At 40.1% G+C, this 16376-nt stretch carries 12 protein-coding genes and 1 pseudogene; 6 read left to right on the top strand and 7 right to left on the bottom strand.

The genetic code is table 11. From position 1 onward, the window contains the following. Positions 1-36 precede the first annotated feature (36 nt). Together purH and Q0874_RS00635 are read right to left on the bottom strand one after the other, a co-directional pair. Positions 37-1569 carry a bifunctional phosphoribosylaminoimidazolecarboxamide formyltransferase/IMP cyclohydrolase gene (gene purH, locus Q0874_RS00640; protein WP_299158079.1) on the bottom strand — a complete coding sequence of 511 codons (1533 nt, stop codon included), beginning with the start codon at positions 1567-1569 and terminating at the stop codon, positions 37-39. A gap of 93 nt (positions 1570-1662) precedes the next feature. Next, a complete protein-coding gene (locus Q0874_RS00635; RefSeq protein ID WP_299158077.1) occupies positions 1663-2115 on the bottom strand; it encodes a GAF domain-containing protein in 453 nt (150 codons plus the stop codon). 155 nt (positions 2116-2270) lie between these two features. On the opposite strand from Q0874_RS00635, the gene Q0874_RS00630 reads away from it, so the two are divergent. The 6 genes and pseudogenes from Q0874_RS00630 to Q0874_RS00605 all read left to right on the top strand — a co-directional run. Then, positions 2271-2693 (top strand): hypothetical protein, encoded by a 423-nt coding sequence (locus Q0874_RS00630; RefSeq protein ID WP_299158075.1) that lies wholly within the window; start codon positions 2271-2273, stop codon positions 2691-2693. Positions 2694-2803: 110 nt separating this feature from the next. Continuing rightward, positions 2804-6571, top strand: coding sequence for an efflux RND transporter permease subunit (locus Q0874_RS00625; RefSeq protein WP_299158073.1), 3768 nt, complete (start codon positions 2804-2806; stop codon positions 6569-6571). After that, positions 6568-7785 (top strand): TolC family protein, encoded by a 1218-nt coding sequence (locus Q0874_RS00620; protein ID WP_299158071.1) that lies wholly within the window; start codon positions 6568-6570, stop codon positions 7783-7785. The genes Q0874_RS00625 and Q0874_RS00620 overlap by 4 nt, the downstream gene beginning before the upstream one ends. Positions 7786-7845: 60 nt before the next feature. Then, positions 7846-8391, top strand: coding sequence for a DUF3347 domain-containing protein (locus Q0874_RS00615; protein WP_299158069.1), 546 nt, complete (start codon positions 7846-7848; stop codon positions 8389-8391). Between the two features lie 3 nt (positions 8392-8394). Further along, complete coding sequence (locus tag Q0874_RS00610) at positions 8395-10896, top strand: heavy metal translocating P-type ATPase (protein WP_299158066.1); 2502 nt, start codon at positions 8395-8397, stop codon at positions 10894-10896. A gap of 37 nt (positions 10897-10933) precedes the next feature. Beyond that, positions 10934-12163 (top strand): annotated as a pseudogene (locus Q0874_RS00605) (efflux RND transporter periplasmic adaptor subunit); the annotation flags it as partial. Positions 12164-12388: 225 nt separating this feature from the next. Here Q0874_RS00605 and groL read toward each other — a convergent pair. The 5 genes from groL to Q0874_RS00580 all read right to left on the bottom strand — a co-directional run bounded on the left by groL (position 12389) and on the right by Q0874_RS00580 (position 16309). Then, positions 12389-14020, bottom strand: a complete 1632-nt coding sequence (gene groL, locus Q0874_RS00600; protein WP_299158064.1) for a chaperonin GroEL — start codon at positions 14018-14020, stop codon at positions 12389-12391. Positions 14021-14043: 23 nt separating this feature from the next. After that, positions 14044-14322 (bottom strand): co-chaperone GroES, encoded by a 279-nt coding sequence (gene groES / locus Q0874_RS00595; protein ID WP_297705008.1) that lies wholly within the window; start codon positions 14320-14322, stop codon positions 14044-14046. Between the two features lie 140 nt (positions 14323-14462). Continuing rightward, positions 14463-14831: a preprotein translocase subunit SecG gene (gene secG, locus Q0874_RS00590; RefSeq protein ID WP_299158062.1), complete on the bottom strand. Its 369-nt coding sequence runs from the start codon at positions 14829-14831 to the stop codon at positions 14463-14465. Then, positions 14832-15755 (bottom strand): hypothetical protein, encoded by a 924-nt coding sequence (locus Q0874_RS00585; protein ID WP_299158060.1) that lies wholly within the window; start codon positions 15753-15755, stop codon positions 14832-14834. Positions 15756-15829: 74 nt separating this feature from the next. Next, entirely contained in the window at positions 15830-16309 is a 480-nt protein-coding gene (locus tag Q0874_RS00580; RefSeq protein ID WP_299160071.1) for an LptE family protein, read from the bottom strand. Positions 16310-16376 lie beyond the last annotated feature (67 nt).

The raw sequence follows: 16376 nt of genomic DNA, 5'->3' as shown, positions 1-16376 counted from the left end.
TTTAAAAGGTGTATTTCATCGACAAAAGTAGTAAAATTAATGCTTAAAATGACGAGTGCCGGTCATTACCATTGACATTCCATTTTCGTTACAATAATCGATGCTCAGTTGATCTTTAATTGAGCCTCCTGGTTGAATAACGCTTTTAATACCATTATTATTTGAAATCTCGACACAATCGGGAAAAGGGAAAAATGCATCACTGGCCATTACCGCTCCATCTAAATTAAAATTAAAGGATTTTGCCTTGTGAATGGCCTGGTTTAAAGCATCTACCCTTGAAGTTTGCCCTGTTCCACTTGCACATAATTGTTTGTTCTTTGCCAGGACAATGGTGTTGGATTTTGTATGCTTACATAACTTGGAAGCAAAAATGAGGTCATCTAATTCTTCCTGACTTGGTTTCCTGGTGGTCACATATTCCAAATCCTCCAGCGTATCCGTTTTAAAATCTTTATCCTGAACAAGAATACCATTCAAACAAGTCCTGACAAGAGTATCTGGGAGAGGTGTTTCTTTTTGAATCAGAACAATTCTATTCTTCTTACCCTTTAAAATAGCTAATGCCTCATCATCATAACTAGGGGCAATAACTACCTCACAGAATAAATTATGAATTTCCTGAGCTGTGGGAACATCGATTTTTACATTGCTCATTAAGATGCCTCCAAAAGCGGATACTGGATCTCCTGCCAATGCATCAACATATGCCTGGTGGATAGTGCTTCTTGTAGCTAATCCACATGCATTGTTGTGTTTTAGAATGGCAAAAGTAGGATCGTCGTTTTTAAATTCATTCATTAAATTCAAAGCGGCGTCAACATCCAATAAATTATTATAGGATAGTTCCTTACCGTGGAGTTTAGTGAAAATGGCCTCAAAATCACCAAAAAAGAATCCCTTTTGATGTGGGTTTTCGCCATAACGCAAAACTTTAGCCCTGGTTTCACTAATCTTTAAAGCAGTTTCCCTGTGATCCTTATTAAAATAGTTAAAAATGGCGGTATCATAATGGGAGGAAACATTAAATGCCTTTGTGGCAAAATGTCTTCTGTCTTCAATTGAGCTCTCTCCTCCTTTAGTATTAATTAATTCTAAGAATTCTGTATAATCTTCCATTGAAGAAACGCATAAAACATCCTTATAATTTTTTGCTGCAGCACGTATCAGGGAGATCCCACCTATATCAATCTTTTCTATGATTTCCTGTTCAGAAGCACCATCACTTACCGTTTTTTCAAAGGGATAGAGATCCACGATAATAACATCTAATTGGGGGATATCAAATTCTTCTAATTGAGCAACGTCACTTTCGTTATCCTGTCTGTTTAAAATACCTCCAAATACCTTTGGATGTAATGTTTTTACCCTTCCGCCCAAAATAGAGGGATAACTGGTTACCTCTTCTACAGGAATAACATCAATACCCAATTCTCTTATAAATTTTTCAGTACCTCCTGTGGAATAAATGGAAATTCCCAGCTCGTCAAATTTCCTTACAATGGGTTCAAGTCCGTCTTTGTGAAATACAGAAATTAATGCTGAGTTAATTTTTTTTGTCGTGCTCATTTTGTGTTGCTTAAATAGAAATCCTAAAGGACACAAATGTAATTTTTTTGAAGCTACAAATGAGATCGTGTTATTAACAAAAGAGTTAAAGTTTTAAAGAATTTTAGCTACCTCTTTATTAACGAATTCTAAAAATTCCTCATCATCCTTATTAAAAGGGTCTGCGGTATTGGAATCTATATCAATTTGGCCAATATTCTCTCCATTCACAAACAGGGGAACAACAATTTCTGCTTTTACATTAATGCTGCAGGCAATATAATTATCCTGAGCTTTTACATCCGGGACCACAAAGTTTTCATTGCTAAGGGCAACCTGTCCACAAATTCCCTTGCCAAAAGGTATTATCGTATGGTCTGTAGGTTCACCCGAATAAGGACCAAGTTTTAACTCGTCTTTAGTTCCATTCTTAAAGTAAAAGCCTACCCAGTCATAATATGAAATATTTTCTCGCAACAGATCACAGATTTGTTGAAGGCGTATCTTTATTTCAACATTTTCGTTATTTACAATAGCTTCTATTTTTGGCCGCAATGGACTTAACATATTATTTTTTTGTAAAAGTATTCAAAATGTAGATTTTAATAATGGCGTTTTAAACAAATCTTAGCGAAATGATCTTCTAAATTAGAGCGAATGAATATTTAAACTTTTGTTAACCAATACAATAAAAGACAAATTTTCGTAGTTTTGTATTACTGATGAAGGAAACTTTGCGTCAAATAGTATCTTTTACCATGGCACTTTTGGTGTTATTCTCTACCATGTCTTTTACGGTAGATATGCATTATTGTGGTGACCAGTTGGTGGATTTCAGTTTTTATAAAACTGCAGAAAACTGTTCAATGAAAGCCAGTTCTTCTAAAGCAACAGGAGAGACTTCCATTATGGAAATGGAGATGGATTGCTGCACCGATTTGGAAATAGTTCTGGAAGGTCAGGATGATCTGAAAATTTCATTTGACCAATTCACTTTTGAGCAGCAGATCTTTATCTCAACATTCTATGACACTTATGTTAACTTATTTGAAACGGTTGATAAAAACCTCATTTCTTTCAAAGAGTATTCCCCACCCCTCCTGATCAGGGATATACAAATTCTCGATCAGACTTTTCTCATTTGATTTTTAAACATTGAAATTAAGGCCCGACAGTTCTTGCTGTTTTTTGGGCTTAAGCTGTTGATTATACTATTGGTCAACTTCAGATTCTAACTGTTTAATAATCGATTCATATGCTAAACAAGGGCATTAAATTTCTCATAAATAACAAACTGATTGCTGTTCTGATGCTTGTCCTTTTTGTAGGATGGGGAATTGTGAACGCACCGTTTAACTGGGACATTGGATTTTTACCAAGTAATCCCGTGGCGGTGGATGCTATTCCGGATATAGGCGAGAACCAACAAATTGTTTTTACCAAATGGCCCGGTCGTTCTCCCCAGGATATTGAAGACCAGATTTCATATCCGTTAACATCATCTTTATTGGGCATACCGGGAGTCAGAACAATACGCAGTTCCTCTATGTTCGGGTTTTCGAGCATCTACATAATTTTTGAAGAGGATGTGGAATTCTATTGGAGCCGCAGCCGAATTCTTGAAAAACTGAACTCGCTACCTGGTAATTTATTGCCGGAGGGAGTAAACCCTGCCCTGGGGCCTGATGCAACGGGCCTGGGACAAATTTTCTGGTACACATTAGAAGGCAGGGATAAAGAAGGAAATGTTACAGGCGGCTGGGATTTACAGGAATTGCGAAGTGTTCAGGACTACTATGTAAAATTCGCCCTTTCCGCCGCAAGCGGGGTCTCCGAAGTAGCTTCTATCGGTGGTTATGTAAAGGAATACCAGATTGATGTTAATCCTGAATTGATGAAGCAGTATAATATAGGTCTTCATGATGTGGTTAATGCGGTCAAAAAGAGCAATCGTGATATTGGTGCCCAGACCTTGGAAATCAATCAGGCTGAATACCTGGTTAGAGGTCTTGGCTATGTTGAATCTTTGGAAGACATAAAAAATGCCGTAGTCACTTCGGAGGATTATACTTCCATTCGTATAAAGGATATTGCCAGTGTTTCGCTCGGCCCTGCAGTTCGCCGTGGTATTCTCGATAAGGAAGGTGCAGAAGTTGTTGGCGGTGTTGTCGTGGCCAGATATGGAGCAAACCCGTTAGAGGTTATCAATAATGTAAAGGAAAAAATAAAGGAACTAAGTTCGGGTTTACCATCCAAAGAATTGGCAGACGGCAGTACATCTCAATTGACCATAGTGCCTTTTTATGATCGTACGGAACTGATACAGGAAACCCTGGGAACGCTCAATGAAGCGTTAACCCTGGAAATACTGATTACCATTTTGGTCATCATTATCATGGTATTCAACTTACGGGCTTCTATTCTTATATCAGGATTGTTGCCAGTGGCGGTTTTGATGGTTTTCGTTGCTATGAAACTTTTTGGTGTGGATGCCAATATAGTGGCACTTTCCGGAATTGCAATTGCAATCGGAACCATGGTGGACGTGGGTGTCATCCTCTCCGAAAATATCATCCGACATCTGGACGAGAATGGAGAAAAACTGCCCATAAACACGGTTGTATATAATGCTACGGCCGAAGTTTCGGGTGCTATCCTTACGGCGGTTATGACCACCATTATCAGTTTCATTCCGGTATTTACGATGATAGGGGCTGAAGGAAAACTATTCCGACCGTTAGCTTTTACAAAAACCTTTGCTTTGACTGCATCCATAATAGTCGCTTTGTTTCTCATACCTCCTTTTGCCGCCTTCCTCTTTAGAAAGAAAAGTGGTAAAAAGACCTTGGGTTATGTCATCAACGGAATTTTTGCCTTTCTAGGGCTTCTGGCCGTTGTCTATGGTTACTGGCCAGGATTAGTATTAATTGCATTTGGAATAGTCGGGCTGTTAAAGAATCCTGAACTGGCATCACGTTTGTTCAACGGGTTCTCTTTAACCGAAAAACGTGCAAATCTCATCAATATCGTTATCTCGGTTTTGGTCATCATTTTTCTTCTGGCAGAATATTGGCGGCCTTTGGGTTTGGACAAGAATATTTTGTGGAATTTGGTTTTTGTATCGCTAATCTGCTTTGGGCTTTTGGCGGTATTTATAACCTTTCGTAAATATTACACCAGCATCTTGAGTTGGGCCTTGCGTAACAAATTGCTGTTCCTGTTCATTCCAACTGTGATCGTCGTTTTCGGAGTACTTATCATGCAAAATACAGGCAAGGAGTTTATGCCCTCCTTAAACGAAGGTTCGTTTTTGTTGATGCCTACATCCCTTCCCCATGCCGGGGTGGAAGAAAATAAACGGGTGTTGCAACAATTGGATATGGCCGTAGCCACTATCCCTGAAATCGAAACTGTAGTTGGTAAGGCGGGGCGAACGGAATCCGCACTGGATCCTGCGCCATTATCCATGTACGAAAATATGATTCAGTACAAACCTGAATACATGCTAAACGAAGCTGGCAAACAGCAGCGTTTTAAGGTAAATAATGATGGACTATTCGTATTAAATGACGGCAATTTTATTTTAAACCCGAATACGTTACTGGAAGAAAAAGCCCATGAATATGAGGAAACCGATCTTGAAGATTTCTCAGAAATCGGTTTTGATAATTTGATTCCCGATCCCGATGGGGAGTACTACCGTAATTGGCGACCGGAAATACAATCCCCCGATGATATTTGGAACGAAATTATCCGTCTAACGCGTTTGCCCGGAGTTACATCTGCTCCCAAATTACAGCCTATCGAAACCCGGTTGGTTATGCTACAAACAGGAATGCGCGCACCGATGGGTATCAAGGTCAAGGGTCAGGATTTACGGCAAATTGAAGCCTTTGGCATCCAACTGGAGAATATCCTGAAAGAGGTAGAAGGGGTCAAGGATGAAGCAGTATTTGCCGATAGGATAGTTGGTAAACCTTACCTGCTAATAGATATTGATAGGGAGGCTCTGGTCAGATATGGAATCCAAATCGAAGATGTGCAGCAGGTCTTAGAAGTAGCTGTTGGTGGTATGATATTGACCCAGACGGTGGAGGGCAGGGAACGCTATGGGGTTCGGGTACGCTACCCAAGGGAGCTCCGGGAAAACCCGACTGACATAAAGAACATTTATGTTCCGGTGGCAAAGGGCAATTCTGTTCCTTTGAGCGAACTGGTTAACATCCGCTATGAAAAAGGGCCTCAGGTCATCAAAAGCGAGGATACTTTTTTAGTGGGCTATGTGTTATTCGATAAGTTGGACGGTTTTGCCGAAGTCAATGTAGTAGAGAATTCGCAGGCCCTTATCCAACAAAAAATAGACAACGGAGAACTGGTAGTTCCCAATGGCATCAACTATCAATTTACAGGTACCTATGAAAATCAGCTACGGGCAGAAAAAACTTTATCCGTAGTCGTGCCATTGGCTTTGCTTATTATCTTTTTGATTCTGTATTTCCAGTTCCGTTCGGTATCCACTTCGCTTATGGTTTTTACTGGAATCGCTGTGGCTTTTGCAGGAGGTTTTATTATGATTTGGTTCTATGGACAGGATTGGTTTTTAAATTTCAATTTCTTTGGTGAGAATTTACGTGATATGTTTCAGATGCATACTATTAATTTAAGCGTAGCAGTTTGGGTAGGATTTATTGCACTTTTTGGGATAGCCACAGATGATGGTGTGGTCATGGCCACATACTTGACCCAGACCTTTGAACGGAACAAACCCAGTACTCTGGAAGCCGTTAGGGCATCAGTAGTGGAAGCAGGGGAAAAACGGATACGTCCTTGCTTGATGACCACGGCAACGACCATACTGGCTTTATTGCCAGTGTTAACGTCTACAGGTCGGGGAAGCGATATTATGATTCCCATGGCAATACCCTCTTTCGGTGGTATGCTGATTGCCCTGATAACCCTCTTGGTGGTTCCGGTATTGTTTAGTTGGAAAAGCGAGTGGCAACTTAAAAGAATAAATGCATGAAAAATATAATAAACATAGTAATAGGATTATTAATGGTTACGGCTCTAAAAGCCCAAACCCTGGACGCCTATATTCAGGAGGCTGAAAACAACAATCCCGAAGTGCAGGCATTTGAACTCAGGTACAATATTTCGAAGGAGAAAGTGGAAGAAGCAGATGCCTTCCCCAAAACGGAAGTAAGCGCAGGTGTTTTTGTAAGCGAACCTGAAACGAGAACTGGCGCACAAAAAGCGCGGTTTTCGGTGAAACAGATGCTTCCCTGGTTTGGGTCTATTACATTGCGGGAAAACTATGCAAGTTCTCTGGCCGAAGTAGATTATTTGGACATTGTGATTACCAAAAGAAAATTGCGATTATCGGTATCACAATCCTATTATGAACTATACGCCATTGAGGAGAAACAAGTGGTATTAGAGGAAAACATTCAACTCCTGAATACTTATGAAAAGTTGGCCTTGACCTCGGTTGAAGTCGGTGGCGCATCTGCCGTAGATGTTCTAAGACTCCAGATAAGACAGAATGAACTTAAAGAAGCCAAACAGGTATTGGAGCAGGAATATAAGGCAGTCCAAACGCAGTTCAATAATTTCTTGAACCGGAATGAAAATACTTCTATTGCCGTTGTGGATGCCTTATCGGTAGAAGAACCTATTGAAATCCAGCAGGTTCAATTAGAACTGCATCCAGAATTAGAAAAATATGATAGGCTGTATGAATCGGTAGCACATTCCGAAGTTTTAAATCAAAAGGAGGCAAATCCCAATCTCGGTTTTGGGTTGGATTATATACCCGTAGCGAAGAGACCAGGTATGGACTTTAGTGATAATGGGAAAGATATTCTAATGCCGATGGTTTCCTTGTCCATTCCCATTTTCAACAATAATTATAAATCGAGAACCGTACAGAATGAATTGCGACAAGAGGAAATCAATGCACAAAAAGCGAATCAAAGAAATCTATTGGAAACTATTTTGAGCGATGCCCTCAATAATAAGGAAGCATCCTATATTAAATACAAAACGCAACTAAGGAATTTGGAACAGGCTAAAAATGCGGAGGAAATTCTTATAAAAAACTATGAAACAGGAACAATAGATTTCAATGATGTACTTGACATCCAGGAACTGCAATTGCGCTTTCAGATAAACCTTATAGAGGCCGTCAAAAATTATTATGTTCAAATGACCATAATCAATTATTTAACTAATCAATAAAAAATACAATTACATAATTATCAGTATCAATTTTAAATTTAAACCCTAAAAAATAAGAAGATGAAACGAAATGTAACCTTAACAATCACAACTATTATTGTTATTTCTTTATCCTCGTGTGGTGATGCAACGAAAAAGCAGGATAATAAAATGAGTTCACCAGCAGGAATCGAGGCTAAAAAAGAAAGCACCCCTGAAATAGCCGATGCCTCCTTTTCAGATGGAATGACCGGAAAGGTGTTTCAAAATTATCAGCAGATTCGAGTGGCTTTGGTCAACTCTAACCCCGATGAGGTGAACCTTGCTGCCGGAAATCTTGCTGAAAGTTTTGCCGGGGAATGGGAGGAAATGAAGTCGATGGCCATAGCCATGGCCGATGCCAAAGACATTGAAAAACAAAGGGAGCTATTTTCCCAGTTTACAGAGAAGGTGGAACCATTGTTCAAAGAATCTATTTCTGAAGGCGCCATCTACAAGCAGTTTTGCCCTATGGCCTTTGAAGGGAAAGGGGGCTATTGGATTTCCAATGCAGAAGAAATCAGGAATCCGTATTACGGAGAGAAGATGCTGAAATGTGGAAAAGTCACTGAAACCATAAAAAAGTAAAATTTGAAACACACCTATCACATATACGGAATGACCTGTAATGGCTGCAGAAACCATGTTCAGGAAACACTTGTAAAAGTGAAGGGTGTAACCGTGGTTTCAGTAGATTTAGAAAAAGAGGAGGCAACCATTGAGATGGAAAATCACATTCCCATCTACAAGTTGCAAGAGGCGTTGAAAAATGGTGGAGGTGGATATAGCATCTATGAACAGGGCAAACATCAACATACAGAAGAAAATAAAACGGAAATACCCAATGGAAAAGGTACAGGGACATTTTATTGCCCGATGCATTGTGAAGGCGATAAGACCTATGATCATCCCGGGGATTGTCCTGTCTGCGGAATGGATTTAATAGAGGAACAAAATGTCCCGCTCACAGCTTCAAACCAATACACCTGCCCTATGCATCCTGAAATCGTCAGGGATGAACCGGGTAGTTGTCCTATCTGTGGGATGGATCTCGTTCCGATCGAACCCGACCTTTCAGCTGAGGAAAAGTCCTATAAAAAATTGCTCAAAAAGTTTTGGATAGCATTGGCCTTCACCTTGCCCATCTTTGTGATTGCGATGTCCGAGATGTTGCCTGATAATCCGTTTTATGATGTCATGGAGCAGAAAAACTGGAACTGGATCCAATTCGCACTTTCCATTCCTGTAGTGTTCTATGCAACATGGATGTTCTTTGAACGAGCTTATCGCTCCATCAAGACTTGGAATCTCAATATGTTTACCCTAATAGGAATAGGAGCAGGGGTGGCCTGGCTCTTTAGTGTATTCGGAATGCTCTTTCCAGACTTTTTCCCTGCTCAATTCAAAACGGAATCGGGAAGCGTTCACGTCTATTTTGAAGCCGCTGCTGTCATTCTTACCTTGGTATTGTTAGGGCAAGTATTGGAGGCAAGGGCACATAGTAAAACAAATTCCGCAGTAAAGGAATTGTTGAAGATGGCACCCAATAAGGCTGTTAGGATTGTCAATGATCAGGAAGAGGAAGTTCCCATAGATCAGATACAATTGGGCGATATATTAAGGGTAAAACCAGGCGACAAAATTCCTGTGGATGGTGTAATTGCGGAAGGCGAGACCTCCATTGATGAATCCATGATTACGGGCGAACCCATTCCCGTGAACAAAAGCCCTGGCGACAAAGTAAGTAGCGGAACTATCAACGGTAATCAGTCCTTTTTGATGAAGGCAGAAAAAGTTGGATCAGATACCTTACTCTCCCAAATTATCCAAATGGTCAATGATGCGAGTCGTAGCCGTGCACCTATTCAGAAGTTAGCGGATACAGTTTCGGGCTATTTTGTTCCGGTGGTCGTTATTATAGCGATCATCACTTTTATAGTCTGGGCGGTTTGGGGTCCGGAACCTGTCTATGTCTATGCCCTCGTCAATGCGATTGCGGTATTGATAATCGCTTGCCCATGTGCGTTGGGATTAGCTACACCGATGTCGGTGATGGTTGGTGTGGGCAAGGGAGCACAGAATGGGGTACTTATCAAGAATGCCGAAGCCCTGGAAAAGATGGATAAGGTAGATACTTTGATTATAGATAAGACGGGAACCATTACGGAAGGAAAACCAACGGTTGAAAAAGTTGGTGCATTCGGGGATAGTCTTAACGAAAAAGAGGTGTTACAATACATCGTATCGCTGAACAGTTTGAGTGAACATCCCTTAGCGGAAGCCACCATAAAATATGGTAAAGAACAGGAGGTGGTATTCCTCAAAGCTGATGGTTTCAATGCGGTAACAGGTAAAGGCGTTGAAGGCAATGTGAACGGAAGGAAAACGACTCTGGGCAATACTAAAATGATGGAACAGGCCAATGCAACTCTTTTGGAGGCAATGGAAAACGAAACCCAGACCTATCAAAAACAAGGTAAAACTGTTTCTTACCTGGCTATTGATCAAAAGGCCGTAGGTTATGTTGTTATTGGCGATAAAATAAAAGGGACCAGTGCCAGGGCAATCAAGGAATTACAGGGCAAAGGAATCACAGTCATAATGCTCACAGGAGATAACCACGATACCGCGAAAGCGGTGGCAGGCGAACTCAATCTGGCTGATTTTAAAGCGGGAATGCTCCCTGCGGATAAGTTAAACGAAGTAGAGCGACTTCAGGGAAATGGAAAAGTAGTTGCCATGGCAGGAGATGGTATAAACGATGCCCCGGCACTGGCGAAAAGTGATGTAGGTATAGCCATGGGCACAGGAACAGACGTAGCTATTGAGAGTGCGGCCATTACTTTGGTAAAGGGCGATTTGCATGGAATTGTCAAGGCAAGAAACCTGAGCGAAAAGGTAATGAAGAACATCAAACAGAACCTGTTCTTCGCCCTAGTGTACAATACCCTTGGGGTACCGATTGCTGCGGGAGTGCTCTATCCCTTTTTCGGGATATTGCTTTCCCCGATGATAGCTGCCGCGGCTATGAGTTTTAGCTCTGTTTCTGTCATTGCTAATTCGCTCAGATTAAGAAATGCAACGATAGATTAAACCCATGATTAAAAGAAAAAAAGTAAATTTCAGCATTATGAAAAATAATATTCTTTACATCGGATTGGCAGTCATAGGGGGCTTGTTGGCCGGATACCTGATTTTTGGAAATAACCCAAATAAAGTTTCAGCCGAAGAACATGACCATAGCCAGGAAATGGAATCGGGCGAAATGTGGACATGCTCGATGCATCCTCAAATCATGCAACCTGAACCAGGCGACTGCCCCATTTGTGGTATGGACCTCATACCCGCTGAATCCGATGCCGATGGTTTGGCACTGGATCAGTTCAAAATGACCAAGAATGCCATGGCGTTGGCCGATATTAGAACCACGACTGTCGGTTCAGGCACCTCCGGAGACAATACGCTAAAACTTTCGGGAACTATCGTGGAAAACGAAAAGGCTATTGCAACCCAGGCGGCTTACTTTGAAGGTCGTATAGAAAAGCTGTATGTTAATTTTGAGGGGGAGGAGGTCAGAAGCGGGCAGCAACTGGCAACCATCTATTCCCCCGAACTTGTTTCCGCACAACAGGAATTGATAACAGCGGCAAGCCTAAAAGGATCCCAACCGGCTTTATACCAAGCTGTGCGTAACAAGCTAAAACTTTGGAAACTAACTGAAAAACAAATCCAACAGATGGAGGAGTCAGGTCAAGTACTGGAATATTTCCCTATTTATGCAAATGTATCAGGTACGGTTTCCATGATTATGGTAAAAGAGGGGGATTATGTAAAACAAGGGCAACCTTTGTTTAAGCTAGCGAATCTAAGCTCGGTATGGGCTGTTTTTGATGCCTATGAAAATCAGGTTTCCCTGTTGAAAAAGGGACAAAAAATTAATATTGTTACCAATGCATACCCTAACAATATATTAGGAGCCAGGATAGTATTTATAGATCCTATTTTGAACGCTACCCGACGCACTGTTGAAGTTAGAGCAGAACTTGAGAATAAAAATGGGCAACTAAAACCCGGGATGTTCGTAAAGGGGACAATTCAAATGATTTCAAGTCAAAAAGACGATACTATCATTATTCCAGAAAGTGCTGTTCTTTGGACGGGGGAACGCTCGGTGGTCTACATCAGGACTAACCCAAATGAACCAGTTTTTGAAATGCGGGAAGTAGCTCTGGGAGATATGCTCAATGAAGGGTACATTGTTTTAAATGGCTTGCAAAATGGCGATGATATTGTTACTAATGGAACATTTACAGTGGATGCAGCGGCCCAGCTAAAAGGTAAAAAATCTATGATGAACGAAAAAGCGGAAAAAGTAAAGACAGGCCATGAGAGTCATAACTAGCTATTAATTTATTATCCCTGTATATTAAAGACTATAGTATCTAAATTCAGCGTCTGTCTTTATAGGGTGCTGCTTTTTAATTCCGGTATTATATAATACTGGAATAAAGACGAATAAAAAAACTTCCGGAATAAAAAAACCACCCTTTTTCAAGAGTGGTTTATGATTCATTGTTTTATATTCTTACATCATGCCCGGCATTCCACCACCACCCATTGGTGGACCTGCAGGTATATCTTCCTTGATGTCAGTTAAAGCACATTCTGTGGTCAGAATCATTCCTGCAACAGAAGCGGCATTCTCTAAAGCAATCCTGGTAACCTTTTTAGGATCTATGATTCCTGCCTCAAGCATATTAACATAGGTCTCAGATTTTGCATCATATCCAAAATCACCCTTACCATCATATACTTTTGCCACGACTACAGAACCTTCTCCTCCAGCATTTTCCACAATTGTTCGCAATGGAGCTTCTATGGCCCTTGCAACAATTTGCAGCCCTGTTTCTTCATCTGAATTCTCTACGGAAACTTTACCAAGAACAGATTTTGATCTGATAAAGGCAACACCACCACCGGCAACAATACCTTCTTCAACCGCCGCTCTTGTGGCATGAAGTGCATCATCTACTCTGTCTTTCTTTTCCTTCATCTCTACCTCAGAGGCTGCGCCAACGTAAAGTACTGCAACTCCTCCGGCCAATTTTGCCAAACGTTCCTGAAGCTTTTCTTTGTCATAATCAGAAGTTGTGGTCTCAATCTGAGATTTAATTTGATTGACTCTTGTCTTTATGTTTTTTGCTGCTCCGGCTCCATTGACAATAGTTGTATTATCCTTGTCTATGGTCACTTTTTCACAGCTCCCCAACATATCCAACGTGGTATTTTCAAGAGAGAATCCTCTTTCTTCTGAAATTACGGTACCATTAGTCAAAATGGCTATATCTTCCAACATCGCCTTTCTTCGATCTCCAAATCCCGGAGCTTTAACGGCTGCTATCTTTAAGGAACCTCTTAATTTATTAACTACTAGAGTAGCTAAAGCTTCTCCATCAACATCTTCTGAAATAATCAATAAAGGTTTCCCTGATTGTGCTACCGGTTCCAGAACTGGTAACAGGTCTTTCATTGTTGAGATCTTTTTGTCAAACAACAAGATATAAGGGTTTTCAAGGCTTGCAATCATTTTGTCTGAATCGGTGACAAAATAAGGAGAAAGATATCCCCTGTCAAATTGCATCCCTTCAACAACATCTACATATGTATCTGTACCTTTTGCTTCTTCAACTGTTATAACACCTTCTTTACCAACCTTTCCGAAAGCTTGTGCAATAAGTTCCCCTATATTTTCATCATTGTTGGATGAAATAGTTGCAACTTGTTTAATTTTTTCTGAGGAATCACCTACTTTTTTGGCTTGCTTGGTTAAGTTTTCAACAATGGCCTCAACGGCTTTGTCAATTCCTCTTTTAAGATCCATTGGATTTGCACCTGCAGCAACATTCTTAAGGCCTTCCTTAACAATAGCCTGTGCTAAAACTGTGGCTGTAGTAGTTCCGTCACCTGCAAGATCATTGGTTTTGGAAGCAACTTCTTTTACCATTTGTGCCCCCATATTTTCCAAAGCATCTGCTAATTCTATTTCCTTAGCTACGGTAACCCCATCTTTAGTTACAATAGGAGCCCCAAACGATTTACTAACAATTACGTTTCTTCCTTTAGGTCCTAAGGTTACTTTTACTGCGTTAGCCAGAGCGTCAACACCTCTTCTTAGGCCATCCCTTGCTTCAATATCAAATTTTATATCTTTTGCCATTTTCTATTCGTAATTTTTGATTATTAAATAATTGCTAAAATGTCGCTTTCACGCATCATAAGGTAATCGGAACCTTCAAGTTTAAGTTCAGTACCTGCATATTTTCCATAAAGTACCGTATCTCCGACTTTCACGGTTATTTTCTCATCTTTAGTACCCGGTCCAACTGCCACCACTTTCCCTTTTTGTGGTTTTTCTTTGGCAGTATCCGGGATATATATACCAGATGCCGTCTTGGTCTCCGCTGCCATAGGCTCAATAAGAACCCTGTCGGCAAGTGGTTTAATGTTTACTTTAGCCATATTATTTAGTTTTTAGTTTATAAATTTCCTCTTCTAAAGGGCAGAAATTATGCCATTTCTTAAAAACTGACATAATGTTAAAATAAAAATGCCAGCTTGTCATTTTTGCTGGCATTTGGATATTTTTTGTTTCTTATATACTACTGAATTGTATCTGCAGGATTACTTCCATCAGTTGAAGGTACTTGCTCAGGTACTTCCTCAGGAACCGTTTCGGGAACCACATTTTCTATGTCATCACCTTGTAATAATTTAGATTCGGCTTCCCCAAAATTTCCTTTTAGTGCTACATTGGATAATAGAATAAGAACTATCAATAGCGTAGCTAAAGTCCAGGTACTTTTATCCAGGAAATCACCAGTTTTTTTTACACCCCCAACAATTTGAGTTCCTCCTCCACCAAATGAAGAAGATAATCCGCCTCCCTTAGGGTTTTGCACCATAATAACCAATATCAGCAGTAAACAAACCACTATGATAAGGACCAAAAAGATTGAAAATGTGCTCATTTATTTTGTGTTTTCTTGCTGTAGCTTTCGTACTGCTTTTATTCGGTTTGCAAAGAAACTACTTTTTTCTGGATATTTCAAACTTAAAATCTTATATGCCTGAATGGCTTTTTTATACTTTTTTTGCTCCAGATAAACCTTCGCCAGTGTTTCAGTCATCAACTCATTTTTGTCAAGCGTAGTTGATTCTTTAATGTTAACGTTTGAAGTCAGATTTTCCGTTGGGACTATCCTGGGCTTGTTTTCTATAAACTTGTCTATTAACTCAAATTTTTTCTTTTTCAGGATGTCCTCCTCCAATGGAAAAGGAATATTCTCCATTTCTACATCTTCATATTTTTCCTTAGTCCTTTTTATTGATTTAAATGAAGTAAGTTGCAGCCATTCCCCAAAAGAATGTTTCTCTCGTTTTGTAAATGGGAGGGGTTTGCCGAGTTCTAACTCTTCCTCTGCCTTTTTTTCGGCAGCTATGAATTTATCTACTTCAGGATCCTTTGATGAAAAAAGTAAAGGATCAAGGATGTTATCTGCATCCTTGGCACTCTGTGGTAAAGGATGATCCTGTGAATCATCAATAAGGTGAGTATCGATATCCAGGTTAGGTTCAACTTCTTCGGAGAGGATCTCCTTGTCAGCCAGGGGTAAGGTTTTACCGGAAATAGTGTCCGCAATTGAATTTTGAAGAAATACTTCAGAAGTAATAAAATCGAAAAGTATATCCCTGTCGGCGGTGTAAGCCGCTGTCACTTTTAGTGCGCTATTATACTTAAAGCTATTTAGATTCTTGAGTCCTTTTAAATGAAGTGCACGGGCGGCCTGAAAGTACGGATATTCATTTAGGATATCTTCCAATTGATTTGTCTGAACAGGTTCTAAAACCTTATCCGGATTCTGTAATAAGAATGTAAAATCTGCTACGTTCATATCAATTAACTAATAAATCACTATTTTTTGTATCACCCATATTATGGGATACACCTTTTATATTTCGAAAGGTATTACCAGTCTGCCAGCGATGCATTAAAAATATCCTGGGTTATTCTTTCAAAAATGGCCTGTAGTGCTTCATCTCTTACCGATGAGAATTGTGTATTCGCGTCGTAATCATAAAAAAATGAAAATCGCTGTTCAAAATCTACATCTTCTTTTGTTCGATTAAAAAAGCGAACATTCACGCCCATGGTTAATCTATTCTGTGCGGCTCGCTGTTGTGCGGTCGCTGTCATTGGAGATATCCGGAATTCTACAATTTCGCCCTCATATATCAAATCTGCGTCTGAATTCCGCAAATCTAAACTTGTTTGGTTAAGAATCAGATCCTGTAATGCCAAAGTAAAATCCCTGTCCAAACCTGGTTCAAAAGTAGATCCCGGGCTTTGGGAAGCATAATTCTGGAAATAATTTACCTGGAATGAGGTGGCTGTACCTACATCACCACCGGTAAAGTTATAAGCTCCACAACCCATTAATAGAAACATCAGGGAGATGCTAAGAATACTGTTAAATGTTTTTTTCAAAAGATATAGTTCAAAGAGTTATCAGAAT

It is taken from the genome of uncultured Eudoraea sp. (genome assembly GCF_947490415.1).
Lineage (GTDB): Bacteria > Bacteroidota > Bacteroidia > Flavobacteriales > Flavobacteriaceae > Eudoraea.
Note: the sequence above shows the minus strand (reverse complement) of the source record. Positions and strands in the feature narration are given on the sequence as shown.

Coding starts and splice junctions, on each gene's coding strand:
- Q0874_RS00615 (WP_299158069.1), top strand. CDS start 7,846: ATGAAACGAAATGTAACCTTAACAATCACAACTATTATTGTTATTTCT.
- Q0874_RS00580 (WP_299160071.1), bottom strand. CDS start 16,309: ATGTTTCTATTAATGGGTTGTGGAGCTTATAACTTTACCGGTGGTGAT.
- secG (WP_299158062.1), bottom strand. CDS start 14,831: ATGAGCACATTTTCAATCTTTTTGGTCCTTATCATAGTGGTTTGTTTA.
- purH (WP_299158079.1), bottom strand. CDS start 1,569: ATGAGCACGACAAAAAAAATTAACTCAGCATTAATTTCTGTATTTCAC.
- Q0874_RS00620 (WP_299158071.1), top strand. CDS start 6,568: ATGAAAAATATAATAAACATAGTAATAGGATTATTAATGGTTACGGCT.
- groES (WP_297705008.1), bottom strand. CDS start 14,322: ATGGCTAAAGTAAACATTAAACCACTTGCCGACAGGGTTCTTATTGAG.
- Q0874_RS00625 (WP_299158073.1), top strand. CDS start 2,804: ATGCTAAACAAGGGCATTAAATTTCTCATAAATAACAAACTGATTGCT.
- Q0874_RS00585 (WP_299158060.1), bottom strand. CDS start 15,755: ATGAACGTAGCAGATTTTACATTCTTATTACAGAATCCGGATAAGGTT.
- Q0874_RS00630 (WP_299158075.1), top strand. CDS start 2,271: ATGAAGGAAACTTTGCGTCAAATAGTATCTTTTACCATGGCACTTTTG.
- Q0874_RS00635 (WP_299158077.1), bottom strand. CDS start 2,115: ATGTTAAGTCCATTGCGGCCAAAAATAGAAGCTATTGTAAATAACGAA.
- groL (WP_299158064.1), bottom strand. CDS start 14,020: ATGGCAAAAGATATAAAATTTGATATTGAAGCAAGGGATGGCCTAAGA.